Raw genomic sequence first — 12,811 nt, 5'->3', positions numbered from 1 at the left:
GAGCTTGTTGATGGAGGCGTTGGAGGAAGTAAGAGAGGACAAATAAGCTGGTCACCGGTTAAATTTCTCAGTCGTCGCTGATTTTCACCGGCGGGGCGGAAAAATTTTGCAGTCGAGAAATATGCGGCCAGAGCATAGAGCCTTGGTGTCCAAAATGGTGTACAGGGGAATTAAAAAAGGGCACACCAATCGGTGAGCCCTTTGAATTGTTTTGGTTGCGGGGGCAGGATTTGAACCTGCGACCTCCGGGTTATGAGCCCGACGAGCTACCAGACTGCTCTACCCCGCGACAAGGACCCGCACACTACGCCAAGCGCCCGACGATGTCAACCTTCTTTTCCGGATTTTCTCATCCCGACTATTTTTCGCACCTTGTTCCGTTTGACGCTTTCCGTTACACTGGCGCCGCAGTATCCAAATGTGCCCATTTTCTGCAGCCGATATTGCCTGGAGTCCCATGAACGAACTGACGATCACCCTCGCACAAGCTTTGCTGCAACGCGACAAAGGCGCCCTGCTGGTCGATGCCCGCAGCCCGGCGGAGTTTGCCGAGGCGACAATCCCCGGTGCGCTCAATGTGCCAATCTTCGCTGACGACGAACGAGCCGAAATCGGCACCCTTTACAAACAAGTGGGCAAGGACGAAGCCCGCAGGCGCGCAGTTGAGCTGGTCGCCCCGAAGATTCCCCGACTGCTCGAAGTGGTGCGCACGGCGTGGGCGGGGCATACCGGGCCGGTGATTGTTTTTTGCTGGCGCGGCGGCATGCGCAGCAAGGCGCTGACCAGCTTTCTCGATCTGGCCGGGATTCCGGCGCGGCAGTTGCTGGGGGGGCACAAGGCCTTTCGTCGCCTGGTGCTCGATTTTTTTGATCGCGGCAGATGGGGGCGGATGCTGGTGCTGCGCGGTCTGACCGGGGTTGGCAAGACGCGCATCCTGCAACGGTTGGAGGAAGAAAACTACCCGGTGATCGACCTCGAAGCACTGGCCAACCATCGTGGCAGCACCTTCGGTAATCTTGGCCTGCCGCCGCAACCGGGGCAGAAAATGTTTGAAGCACTGGTCTGGGATGTGTTGCGCAAGATTGGCCTGGATGACTATATTCTTGCTGAAGGCGAAAGTCGTCATATCGGTCGCTTGGCGCTGCCGGCGCGGCTTTATCAGGCCCTTCAGCCGGAACCCAGCCTCTGGGTCACGGCTTCTCTCGAACGTCGTGCCGACATCATTCTCGATGACTATCCCGACCCCGATCGCTTTCGTGAGGGGTTCGTACGCCAGCTCAACGCGCTGCGCGAGCGGCTCGGTGGTGAGGGGGTTGACTTTCTGCTCGAGCTTCTCGAACAGGGAGCCTGGCGCGAGCTGGTCAAGGAGCTGATGGTTCGCTATTACGATCCGCTGTATCGCCACACCCTGCCAGCGGACCGGATTGAAATCAACTTTGATGACGAAGAGGGTGCGCTGGTCGAATTAAAGACCGCCATTGCCGAGCTACTCACCACCCCGAAGCGACCCGTGCCATGACTCCTGCGCACCCCGCTGCCATGAACCGCCTCTGCACGAAATGCCTGCGCAACTGCAAGCAACCGGCCTCCGTCCTGCTGCTGGCTTGCCCGCGTTACCTGCCGTTGCCGTTCAAGGTTGAGCAGCATAAATTTGAACAGCTTGAGCTGTTCGGCGACAGCACGGACAAGGACACTTCACACAAATAAAAACGGGGTCAAAGCACCCAGCCCCGACCCCGCTGTCTCGTCCTGTGATCTCCCGGCTTACTCAAGCCCCGCCAGAAAATCGACAATGTAGTGGGTAAACTTCTCCGCTTCGACCAGAAATGAATCGTGACCGTAGTCGGACGCAATCAGATGATAGGTGGTTGGCCGTCCCAGCCGCTGAAGAATCGTCACTGCCTCTTCGGTCAGGTATGGCGGATAAAGCCAGTCGGAGCTAAAGGCGAACCACAGCGACGGGCAGATCACCTGCTTCAGAGCATCTTCCAGATGATCGAAGTTCCAGCCGGCATCGTACAGATCGAGCGCTTTGGCAAGATAGAGAAAGCTGTTGGTGTCAAATCGATCGACAAAGTTGCGCCCGTTATATTCCAGATAACGCTCCACCTCATACTGACCGAAAAAATCGAACAGACCGTCTCGCACCGAAAAACGCCGCCCGAACTTGAGCTGCATCGATGTGTCGGAGAGGAACGAAATGTGTCCGATGGCACGGGCCAGCGCCAAACCATCGGCGGGGGGATGCTCGGGTCGATAGTTCCCCTTCTTCCACAGCGGATCGTTAAAGATCGCCTGCCGGGCCATGGCGTTAAGCGCAATCGCCATCGGCGAGTTCGACACCGTTCCGGCAATCGGGATGATCGACCGGGTACGCTCCGGAAAATGGATCCCCCATTCCAGCGCCTGCATCGCTCCCATGCTCCCCCCAATGACGCAGTACAGCTGGTCAATGCCGAGTCGATCGACAAGCAACTGTTGGGCGCGCACCATGTCGCGCACCATGAGCACCGGAAAGTTAAGCCGGTACGGCTTGCCGGTACGCGGGTTCTTACTGGTCGGGCCGGTCGAGCCAAAGCACGAACCGATAACGTTGGAGCAGATCACATAGTAGCGACCGGTATCGAGTACTTTCCCCGGTCCGATCATGGCATCCCACCACCCCGGTTTGCGATCTTGGGTGCTATGGTAGCCGGCCGCGTGTGCGTCGCCGGTCCAGGCATGAGCGACCAGAATCGCGTTTGAACGGGCCGCGTTGAGCGTGCCGTAGGTTTCGTAGGCAAGGGTTAACGGACCGAGCACCCGACCGCTCTCCAGCCGTAGTTCAGCATCAAAATGCGCATATTCAGTGGTGACGATGCCGACAGAATTTTCCACAGCCAACCCTTTGTCCCGCGATTTATCCACTAAACGCAAAAAGCCCCTGCTCAGATCAGATGAGCAGGGGCCGAAGGATATAACGATATTTTTCCCGAGGCTCCGTCCTCATCTGTCCCCCGCTGACCTGGGGGTCGGATTTAGCACCTGGCACCCGCGCGGGCGGATCGGTTGCTGCGGTTTCATAGGGCCTGACCCTCCACCGCTCTGGATAAAGACGAACGTCATTAATTCAGTTGTTCGGAAAAGCTAACGGAATTGCGGTAACTTGTCAAATCAATTCAGGATCAGCGGCAGGAGGATGTTAAACTCGCGTCGACAGTATGGATGATCGCGGTCAATATGCTTTCCAGACATTGACTTGTCATTGGAGTTCGATAGTCTTTTCTGGTCATGTGGATGATTGATGTGCGTCCGGGAAAAGAGAATTTTGTGCCTCAGGCCCTGCTCAGAAAATCGAATCTTGCCGAACTGATTACGCTTCTGCTTGGACGACAAAAAGTAGTCGGTCCGGTTGCGCTGGGTAACGACCAGTTCAGGTTTGCCGAGATTAATTCCCCGGCAGAACTGCGTCTTGATTATCTTCCGACCATCCTGCCCCCGAAAAAATATTTTCTCCCCCCCCATGAAATGCTGCTGCACTACGATATCGCCGCTGGCCAACAGATGCAGGCGCTGGCCGAGGTCGAAGAGCTGGTGCTGTTTGGTGTCCATACCTGCGACCTTGCCGGTATCCAGTGTCTGAATATGATTTTTTCCGACCGACCGCGCGATTTACACTACCTGCTGCGCAAGAACCAGCTCACCCTGATTGGTCTGGAGTGCAATGACTGCTGTGATCATCACGCGAATTGCGCCCTGTTGCATACTCACCTGCCAAAAGGTGGCTACGACCTGTTTCTGAGCGATCTGGGCGCTGACTACTTCGTCGATATCGCTACCCACAAAGGGGAACAGCTGGTCGCCGCTGCACAATTATTCGAACCGGTCACCGCAGCAGCGCAAGACGCCCTGGCAACGCTGCGTCGCAACAAAAAAGAACGTTTCAAAAGCACGCTGCCGATGCGCTATGAGGATCTGCCCTATCTCCTCGAAGAAACTGTTGACAGTGCCATCTGGCAACAGGTCGGCGAAAAATGCCTGTCGTGTGGCAACTGTACCAACGTGTGTCCGACCTGTTACTGCTTTGACATTGTTGACGAACCGCAACTTGATCTGCGTAAGGGGCAACGTGTCCGCACCTGGGATTCCTGCCAGCATGAAACGTTCGCCAAGGTCGCCGGCGGGGAAAGCTTCCGCGCCGAACGCGCGGCGCGCCAGCGGCATCGTTTTAACCGCAAGTTCAACTACCCGATGGCGCGTTACCGGCGACTTTTTTGCACCGGTTGCGGACGGTGCAGCCGTGCCTGCATGGCGGCAATTGATGTGCAGGAAACGCTCAAGGCATTGATTGAGGAGCGGGGACGATGAAAACCGTTGCCGTCAGTCATTCCGACTACCAGGTCAAACGCGCGCGGATTGACGAAATCACCCCGCTGACCGCGCTGGAGAAACTCTTCCGCATCGTCCTGCCGGAGGATGAAGCCTTCGACCACGATCCAGGGCAATTTGTCGAGGTGTCGCTCTTTGGCGTTGGCGAAGCACCGATCTCGATCTGTTCGTCTCCAACCCGGCTCGACAGTTTTGAACTCTGCGTGCGCCGCACCGGGCGCTTCACCGCAGCGCTGCATCGACTCAAAACCGGTGATGAGATTGGCATTCGCGGCCCCTTCGGGGTCGGTTTTCCGGTGATTCCGCTGCAAGGAAACGATGTCCTGCTGATCGCCGGGGGGCTGGGGATTGCACCGCTGCGTTCGTTGATCAATTACATTATCGACAACCGTCGCGACTTCGGCAAGGTCGACATCCTCCTCGGCTGCCGTGATCCGGAAAGTATGTTGTTCAATGGCGAACTGGCCTGCTGGGACCAGCGCATTGATCTCAACTTCGGTTGTTCCATCGACCGCGCCGCTCCCGCCTGGGAAGGGAATGTGGGGCTGATCACCGCACTGATTCCGGGCGTCAACCTCGACCCTTTGAAAACCTTTGCCATCGCCTGTGGCCCCCCGGTGATGTATCGCTTTGTGGTCGAGGAGCTGCTGAAAAAAAAGATCCCTGAAGCACAAATCTACCTGTCGCTTGAACGCCACATGAAGTGCGGCCTTGGCAAATGTGGGCACTGCCAGATCGACAACATCTACTGTTGCCAGGATGGCCCGGTGTTCCGTTTTGACCAGGTAAACAGGCTTAAGGGGGCGATCTGATGGCACGACCGAAAGTGGCATTTTTTGATCTCTCCAGCTGCGAAGGGTGTCAGCTGCAAGTGACCAACATCGGCGCGGTCCTGTTTGAGTTACTCGGAGTGATTGAGCTGGTCGAGTTTCGCGAAGTACTGTCGGAACGCTCGGCAGCACGTTATCATCTGGCGTTTGTTGAGGGGAGCGTGAGTAATAGCGAGGCGGAGCGGCGGCTGAAAGAAATCCGCGCGCGTAGCGACGCGTTAATCGCCTACGGCAGCTGTGCGACGAACGGTGGTGTCAATGGCATGAAAAACTGCAATTCGCTCGTTGCGGCACAGGCCGAGGTCTACGCTGAACAGGGTGCATGGTTCCCGACCACCAGCACCCGCGCCTTGCATCAGCTGGTCACGGTTGATTACATGATTCCCGGCTGTCCAATCCATCCCGACGAATTCATCAAGGTGGTTAAGGCAGCGCTGGCGGGACTCCCCTCACCGGTCCCTGATTATGCCGTTTGTGTTGAGTGCAAACTCAACGAGAACGTGTGTCTGTATGACAAGGGAATCACCTGTCTGGGGCCAATCACTCGCGCCGGGTGCCATGCCTGGTGCATCAATAACGGCAACACCTGCTACGGGTGCCGGGGGCTGGTCAGCAACCCGAACCGGTCGGGGGCCGCAGCGGTGCTGCATCACTACGGACTCGATGCCGAGCAGATTGTCAAGCGGATGACGATGTACAACGCGGCAATGGAGCCGGACGATGCGTAGGAATGTTGCGGTCAAGGTCGAATTTCTGACCCGGGTCGAGGGGCACGGGCACATCGTTGTCAATGTCCGCGACGGGGTCGTGGAGCAGGCCGAGCTGCAAATTGTCGAAGCGCCCCGCTTCTTTGAGGCGATTCTGCGCGGGCGTTCGATTTTCGAGGCCCAGCACATCACGTCACGGATTTGCGGTATCTGCGCTTGCGGTCACAGCCTCGCCTCAATCCAGGCGGCCGAGCATGCCCTCGGTTTCAGTCCGAGCGTTCAGACGTTGCTGTTGCGCAGATTGCTGCTGCACATGGAGCTGCTCGACAGCCACATACTGCATATCTATCTGCTGGTTGCCCCTGATCTGCTCGGAGTACAGAGCTTCATCGGGATGATGAAGGAGCACCCCGCGGCAGTCCGCCGTGCGCTACGCATGAAACAGGCGTGCAACACCGTTTGCGATCTGCTCGTCGGTCGCCACGTCCATCCGATCAGCTGTGTGATCGGCGGATTTACAAAGCTGCCGACCACAACCCAGCTGGTAACGATGCGCGACCAGCTGGTGCAGCTGCGTGACGATCTGCTGCCGACCGTCGAGCTGATTCGGACGCTCTCTTTCCCCGAATTTTGCCGGGAAACGGAGTATGTCGCCCTGTGCAGTGATGATGATGCCTATCCGCTGTTGTCTGGCGCGATCGCTTCCAGTGACGGGGTGCGTAAAGCAAAAGAAGATTATCGTTCGATCACCAACGAATTCCTGGTGCAACATTCATCGGCCAAACATGCTCGCCTCAGTCGCAACTCCTACGCCGTCGGCGCGCTGGCACGGTTCAACCTCAACGCCGCCAAACTCCACCCGTCCGCCCAGGCGGTTGCCGCTGAACTTGGCCTGCGCGCCCCCTGCTGCAATCCTTATCTCAACACGGTTGCGCAACTGGTTGAATGTGTCCATTGCAGTGAAGCGGCACTGCTGATCGTTGAGCAGTTGCTGGCTGAGGGGATCGATCAGGGCGAAGTGGTGAGCGGCGGGGGGAACGAGAATCAGCGCATCCCGGTGCGCGCCGGTCGCGGGATTGGCGCGGTCGAAGTACCGCGCGGCATCCTTTTTCACGATTACACAATTGATGACAAAGGGATGATCGAACACGCCAACTGTGTGATTCCGACCGGGCAGAACCTGCAAAACATTGAGGATGACATGCACCGGCTGGTCCCCGAAATCCTCCCGCGCAGTGACGCCGAAATTACCCTGGCGCTCGAAATGCTGGTTCGCGCCTACGATCCCTGTATCTCGTGTTCAACCCATTTTTTGAAGATCGATTTTGTCGGGCGCTGAACTTAAGGGCCTGTAGGAAAATAACATGACCATCTTGCCTCTCATCTTCCGGCCATCTTCGGTCGCAGCTCAATCACAAAATCCTCGACTTAGCCCTGCCAGGCCTGCGGTTTTGTTCAATCGCTGCAACCAAATCTGACCCAAATCTGAGCGCAATATTGGCCACCTTATTTTCTTACAGGCCCTAAGCGGAGATTTTAACCAGTTTTTCGCGAGGGCCGTCGGCAACCACCCGCCCACTGTCGAGGGCAATGACACGCTGCACCATCTGCAGCATGATCGGGCTGTGGGTGGTGGTGATCAGTATCGCGTTTGTGTCGAGCAGTTTCGGCAACCGTTCCGCCAGCAGCCGTTCGCTCTCGGGGTCAAGCCCCAAAGTCGGTTCATCGAGCAGCAGAATCCGGCTCGGCTGGGCAAAGGCGCGTGCCAGAGCCACCTTCTGGCGTTGGCCGCCGGAGAGGTTGTTGCCGCGCTCTTCCAGTCCCATCCCCAGCGACATTCTCCCGCTTTTGAATTCATTTTCCAGCCCCGAGGCCCAGATCGCCGCGGCGAACCGGTTCGGCTCGGTGGCCCCGGCGATACGCAGATTATCTTCCAGGGTGCCGGCAAAAATCGCCGGATCTTGTGCTTTATAGGCCAGCCATTTCACCCGGTCAAAGCGGGAAATATCTTCCAGATCCAGGCCGTCAATCAGGATTTGCCCCGCATCCGGGCGACTGAGTCCGCCCAGACAACGCAGCAAGGTGGACTTCCCGGCCCCCGGTCGTCCCAGCAAGGCGATGCGCTCGCCGGGGACGATGGAAAACGACACTGCCTCAAGTGCCGCTGGCCGCCCCTCATAGTGTTTGCCGATATCGATCACGGCAATATTGCCCACAATCTGCGGACGGGGGGTACAGGTGCGTTCCTCGACCTCTTCCAGGCTGGTTTCCATTCTCGCCGCAGCACGCATGAAATCCTGCCACTTTCCGGTTACCGCGAAGAGGGATGCCACCAGCGCCATGGCACGTCCTGCCAGCAGGTTACAGGCGATGAGCTTGCCGATACTGAGCAACTGGGAGTGAATCAGATAGACCCCGGCGGTCAGGATCACCACCGTCGTCACCGTCTGCATAATCGTCGACAGCATCCCCATGCGGTGTGCGGCCAGACGTCTTTTAGTGTCAAAGTTGGTGGTCTGATCGGTCAGTTCACGCCAGCTGCGCAAAAACGATCCCGCACCGGGAGTGGTGCGCACCACATCCAGCGACCCCAGAACTTCCCCCATGAACGACAGTTTGCGGGTGTTTCTCTGTTCAGCTTCGTTGGACAGTCGCGTCTGCTGCCGCTGCAACACAAAACCGATGCTTGAAAAGAGCAGCAGCAGAATTGTCGCGGCCACCATCAATGGCCAGGCGATAAAACCGATCACCCCCAGATACAAAAAGAGAAAAGGGATATCGGCAATCGACAACAGATAAGTGGAGGAGACAAAGTCACGCGACAGACTCAGGTCACGATAGTTGGAGAGAAAACGAGGAAAACCGCCCGGCGGCAAGTCGACCTGGGCGATCATTTTTGACCACAGACGCTCATCGCTCCGCCGCGTCAGATCAACGCTGATCCGTTCGGTTGCCCAGCTCCGCACCAGGCGCATCCCGGCATCGGTGGCCAGATAAAGGCCCATGCCGAAGACCAGCGCCCAGAGGGTCTCAAAGAGACCATTGAGGGCGATCTTGTCGTAGATCAGCAACACAAAGAGCGGCAGCAGCAGCTGACCGGAGTTAATGTAGAGGCTCGCCATGCCAACTTCCGCCCACGCCGCGCGCAGTTCCGGCCACAACGCCGCCAGCGAGGCGAAGCCGCCGGACTTGCTGGCACCCTTGTGCGGCAAGGTCATCACGACAGCTTCAACCGGTGCCTCGTTTTCCGTTGTCACGGCGATATCGAGCGGCATCCCGCTGGCAGACAGGTAGTGCCAGCGCTGCTCCATGCGATGCAGCAGTCTGAAACCGTCTTCAGCAGCGCGCAGCAGAATAAGATCACCGGGGATATTCAGCACCTCATGCAGTGGTCCTACAATATGCCGCGCGGCAAGCGTCAAGCGCTCCAGTTGTATAATTTCAGCAGACCAGTCATCGGCAGCGACCAGACGCTTGAAACTCCTTTGCAGCCGTTCCGCCGCACCCCGATCAGAGGCGCACAACGCGGTGACGGCGGTCTGCACCGATTGGCTGTCGAGTGTTCCGCTGGGGGCGCCTGTGGGAACTGGATTAGAGACATCGTCCATCAAGACACAACCCAGTGGATAACAGCTGTTTGAGTTCCATCAGTAATGGTGTAATCAGCGGTTAAATCAGCAACAAATGGAGTGGGGTCAATTGAGCCGCTGCCGAGCACCAGCCTATCACCGCTGTCAGCCAGAATGGTCAATTCAGAGGCATTCTCATTACCCACCATCCGCTGAATGTCCGCACTGGTGACGGTAATCTCGGTGCCAACACCATCATTGATATTCAGGGCTTCAATGCTGGTTGTAACATTGGCCAAGGCGGTCAAGTCGTACGTACCGCCCAAATCTTGTAGCGCCACCGTATCGGTGCCTGCGCCACCATTAAGTGAGTAGGGCAAATCAGCAGAATCCGATGACACATTGAAGATATCGTTGCCGCCATACCCGTCAAGGAAGTCCCGGCCGCCACCGCCGGTGAGAATGTTGTCGCTGTGATCACCTTCCAGTCGATCCCCAAATGCAGAGCCGAGCAGGTTTTCTATACTGTCGTAAGTATCGCCAAACGCCTCGCCAGCTCTGAAATCCGGATCCAGGAGAGAAGCGTAAACCCTGGCGCCAGCGTTGGCATAACTGGCCGTGTCACTGCCCTCCCCGCCGATAAGAGCGTCAGCTCCGGGGCCGCCGATGAGGAGATCATCGCCCGCACCGCCGTCGAGGGTGTCAGCTCCGACGCCACCATAGAGGGTGTCATTGCCAGCCATCCCGTTGAGGGTGTCATTGCCATCACCACCGGTGAGGATGTTAGCCACGCCATCACCGGTCAGGATGTCTGCACCGCTGCCTCCGACCAGGTTTTCAATGTTGTGATAATTATCGGTAAAGGTGCCATCGCCACCGGTGCCGTCCGTCAGCGAGGCATTAATGGCTGAAGAAAAACTGGCGTAGGAAACAGTGTCGATGTCAGTGCCGAGGACGGTGTCCGTGTTGCCATAAATCGTGTCCGAGCCCAAAGTGCCGTAGAAAACATCATCACCGTCACCACCGGCAAGGATGTTGGGGTTGTCATCACCGGTCAGGTGGTCGTTACCCGCCCCGCCGGTCAGGTTTTCAATACCGTCATAAGTATCGGTGAAGGTTCCGTCACCGCCCGACCCCGTTGCCAATGAGGCCGTGATGGCCGTTCCCGAACCGACGCTGGCATAACTGGCGGTATCGCTGCCAGAACCGCCATGCATGGTGTTGTTTCCGGCGCCACCGACCAAAGTGTCATCGCCGTCGCCACCGTAGAGGGTGTTGGTGCCAGCTCCGCCGATAAGTACGTCATTGCCGCCGTCGCCGTAGAGGGTATCGTCCCCCCCTGCGCCATCAAGACTGTCGTTGCCGACACCGCCGACAAGGATGTTATTATTCCCGTCTCCGCTGATGGTGTTTTCGAGGGTCGAACCATAGGTGAAGGTGAGCGATGCGCTGGCGGAGTTGCCGGCAAGGTCGGTCTGGCGCACATAAACGGTGTTGTCACTATTTTCGATAAAGGCCGGAGCGGTAGAGACCCAGCTATCGTCGACGCCTGTCGCGCTGTACTCAACCAGGGCACCCGTCTCAACTCCGGTCACGGTATATGTACCCGTGGTATTGTCGCCGCCGTCAGTGGTCAGCGCAATCGTTGGTGCCGCTACGCTGGTGTCGATGTGCAAAGTGTAGATGGCCGAGTCAGCGCTGATGTTGCCGGCGGCGTCGGTCGCGGTGATTTTGTAATTATGCGTCGAGCCGTCTGACAGAGCCGCCAGGTTGTAGCTCCAGTTACCTGTGCCGTCATCCCATATCGCGGCGATAAGGAGTGCGCCATCATAGATCGTGACCCTGCTGTCTTTTTCGGCAGTCCCGGAAAGAGTTAAGGTCGTATCGTTGGTGTAGCCATTGTTTGCCACGTTGCCCTGAACCGGGTCGACATCGTCAAATGACTCGGAAATAGTGGGTGTTCCCGGCTTGATTGTATCGATAATAATAGTTTGGGCTACGGAATTCATGTTCCCGGCGGCATCAGTGCTCGTTGCAACCACGGAATGGTCTCCCTCCCCCAAAGCAATACTTTCAACGTTCAGTGTCCAGATATCCTCGGCAGTGGAAAGGAAGCCGTCACCGACCGTGTAGGGGGTGCTATCCAGTGTGACCGTCAAAACATCGGTGTCGGAAGAGTCGAAACTGCCGTTGATAATCAGGGTATTGTCATTGGTGATGAAGTCGGCATTCGAAGTACCGGCACTGTCGTCGGTAATCCCGGTGATGGTGATATTCGGCGCCGCGGTATCAATTTTAACCACCTGAGACGCTGAGTTGCTGTTCCCGGCGGTGTCGGTCGCCGTGGCCACCACGGTGTAACTGTTGTCGGCCAGAGTTGCGCCGGTAAGGTCCAGTTGCCAGTTGCCGCCGGTTGAGGTCAGTTGTGCATCGGTACCGAGGGTGTACGTGATGCCGTTAAACGTGACCGTCAGAACATTGCTTCCATAGATGTCAGCCGATTGATAGCTGCCGCTGATGATCAGGGTGTTGTCACTGGTGATAAAATCAGTAGCCGAAGCACCGGCGCTGTCGTCGGCAATGGCGGAGATAGCGACGTCCGGCGCAGCGGTGTCGATGGTGTAGTTGCCACTGGTTGCGCCGGAGCCCGGGTTGCCAGCCAGGTCGGTGTAGCCGTCCGCGATTGCTACTGCATTAGTATCACTTTCAATGTCTGGGTCTGGTGTGAACACAGCGGTCCAGGTCGTGCCTCCATCAGAAGAGCTGAAGGTGCCGAAGGTGCCGTTATTTGCTGTTACACTGAAGTCATTATTCACCTTTTCAGAGAAGGTCAAGGTAACCGTTGGGGTGTCGCCGACCTTCAATGCGTAATCGCTTAAGGTGATGCTGTCGATTGTCGGGGATATCTCGTCGATATCGTTGACTGTCACATTCAGGGCTTCGGTGTGGCTCAAACCTCCGGCATCGGTCACTTGAATATTAATGGCCAAATCCGGATTGGTTTCGAAATCGATACTGCCATTGACCCGCAATTCGTTTCCAAAAATGGATACTAGGCCGTTGTCGGCATCGTTTGTGCCATTTCCGGCAACCAAGGTGTAGGTAAAGGTGTCCCCTGCATCAACATCGGAAGCAGTCAGAGTGCCAACGACAGTGCCAATTGGGGTGTTTTCGTCCACAGCGTTGGTCGACAGGGCAATGTTGGTTGGTGCATCGTTGACGCCGGTCACGGTCACGGTGACCAACTGGTCAACCGTACCACCATGGCCATCGTTGATCGTAACGGTGAATTTCTCGTCGACGGTCTCGTTGGCCTTTAAAGTTTGGGTGGCGCTGT

9 protein-coding genes, 1 tRNA gene and 1 riboswitch are annotated in these 12,811 nt (G+C 57.1%); of the genes, 6 read left to right on the top strand and 4 right to left on the bottom strand.

Annotated elements, in window-relative coordinates; all coding sequences use genetic code 11:
• Positions 1-212: 212 nt before the first annotated feature.
• Positions 213-289: transfer RNA gene (locus K0A93_12960), tRNA-Met, on the bottom strand.
• 168 nt (positions 290-457) lie between these two features.
• On the opposite strand from K0A93_12960, the gene mnmH reads away from it, so the two are divergent.
• Positions 458-1,519: a tRNA 2-selenouridine(34) synthase MnmH gene (gene mnmH, locus K0A93_12955; GenBank protein ID MBW6512999.1), complete on the top strand. Its 1,062-nt coding sequence runs from the start codon at positions 458-460 to the stop codon at positions 1,517-1,519.
• The gene (locus tag K0A93_12950) at positions 1,516-1,707 is read left to right on the top strand and encodes a hypothetical protein (protein ID MBW6512998.1); all 192 of its coding nucleotides are present in this window, start codon (positions 1,516-1,518) and stop codon (positions 1,705-1,707) included. Before mnmH ends, K0A93_12950 begins: the two co-directional genes overlap by 4 nt.
• 57 nt (positions 1,708-1,764) lie before the next feature.
• On the opposite strand, the gene K0A93_12945 is transcribed toward K0A93_12950, so the two are convergent.
• Positions 1,765-2,877 (bottom strand): homoserine O-acetyltransferase, encoded by a 1,113-nt coding sequence (locus tag K0A93_12945; GenBank protein ID MBW6512997.1) that lies wholly within the window; start codon positions 2,875-2,877, stop codon positions 1,765-1,767.
• Between the two features lie 105 nt (positions 2,878-2,982).
• Positions 2,983-3,095: riboswitch (SAM riboswitch) on the bottom strand.
• 181 nt (positions 3,096-3,276) lie between these two features.
• Between K0A93_12945 and K0A93_12940 the strand changes: the two genes are divergently transcribed.
• From K0A93_12940 to K0A93_12925, 4 genes are read left to right on the top strand one after another with little or no spacing between them, the layout of a single operon-like run.
• A complete protein-coding gene (locus tag K0A93_12940) occupies positions 3,277-4,347 on the top strand; it encodes a 4Fe-4S dicluster domain-containing protein (protein MBW6512996.1) in 1,071 nt (356 codons plus the stop codon).
• Positions 4,344-5,180, top strand: coding sequence for an FAD/NAD(P)-binding protein (locus K0A93_12935; protein MBW6512995.1), 837 nt, complete (start codon positions 4,344-4,346; stop codon positions 5,178-5,180). Before K0A93_12940 ends, K0A93_12935 begins: the two co-directional genes overlap by 4 nt.
• Positions 5,180-5,926: a hypothetical protein gene (locus tag K0A93_12930; protein MBW6512994.1), complete on the top strand. Its 747-nt coding sequence runs from the start codon at positions 5,180-5,182 to the stop codon at positions 5,924-5,926. Before K0A93_12935 ends, K0A93_12930 begins: the two co-directional genes overlap by 1 nt.
• Positions 5,919-7,244: a nickel-dependent hydrogenase large subunit gene (locus K0A93_12925; GenBank protein MBW6512993.1), complete on the top strand. Its 1,326-nt coding sequence runs from the start codon at positions 5,919-5,921 to the stop codon at positions 7,242-7,244. The genes K0A93_12930 and K0A93_12925 overlap by 8 nt, the downstream gene beginning before the upstream one ends.
• Positions 7,245-7,428: 184 nt before the next feature.
• Here the strand turns inward: K0A93_12925 and K0A93_12920 are convergent, their stop codons facing one another.
• Together K0A93_12920 and K0A93_12915 are read right to left on the bottom strand one after the other, a co-directional pair.
• Positions 7,429-9,513: an ATP-binding cassette domain-containing protein gene (locus K0A93_12920; protein MBW6512992.1), complete on the bottom strand. Its 2,085-nt coding sequence runs from the start codon at positions 9,511-9,513 to the stop codon at positions 7,429-7,431.
• A partial coding sequence (locus tag K0A93_12915; protein MBW6512991.1) for a VCBS domain-containing protein occupies positions 9,513-12,811 on the bottom strand: 3,299 nt, incomplete at its 5' end. The genes K0A93_12915 and K0A93_12920, both read right to left, overlap by 1 nt.

Source organism: Desulfuromonadaceae bacterium, from assembly GCA_019429445.1.
Lineage (GTDB): Bacteria > Desulfobacterota > Desulfuromonadia > Desulfuromonadales > JAHYIW01 > JAHYIW01.
This window is presented reverse-complemented; position numbering and strand designations above follow the sequence as displayed.

Excerpts from the sequence above, each read along its gene's own strand:
- mnmH (MBW6512999.1), top strand. The coding sequence starts at position 458 with ATGAACGAACTGACGATCACCCTCGCACAAGCTTTGCTGCAACGCGAC.
- K0A93_12950 (MBW6512998.1), top strand. The coding sequence starts at position 1,516 with ATGACTCCTGCGCACCCCGCTGCCATGAACCGCCTCTGCACGAAATGC.
- K0A93_12940 (MBW6512996.1), top strand. The coding sequence starts at position 3,277 with ATGATTGATGTGCGTCCGGGAAAAGAGAATTTTGTGCCTCAGGCCCTG.
- K0A93_12935 (MBW6512995.1), top strand. The coding sequence starts at position 4,344 with ATGAAAACCGTTGCCGTCAGTCATTCCGACTACCAGGTCAAACGCGCG.
- K0A93_12930 (MBW6512994.1), top strand. The coding sequence starts at position 5,180 with ATGGCACGACCGAAAGTGGCATTTTTTGATCTCTCCAGCTGCGAAGGG.
- K0A93_12925 (MBW6512993.1), top strand. The coding sequence starts at position 5,919 with ATGCGTAGGAATGTTGCGGTCAAGGTCGAATTTCTGACCCGGGTCGAG.
- K0A93_12920 (MBW6512992.1), bottom strand. The coding sequence starts at position 9,513 with ATGGACGATGTCTCTAATCCAGTTCCCACAGGCGCCCCCAGCGGAACA.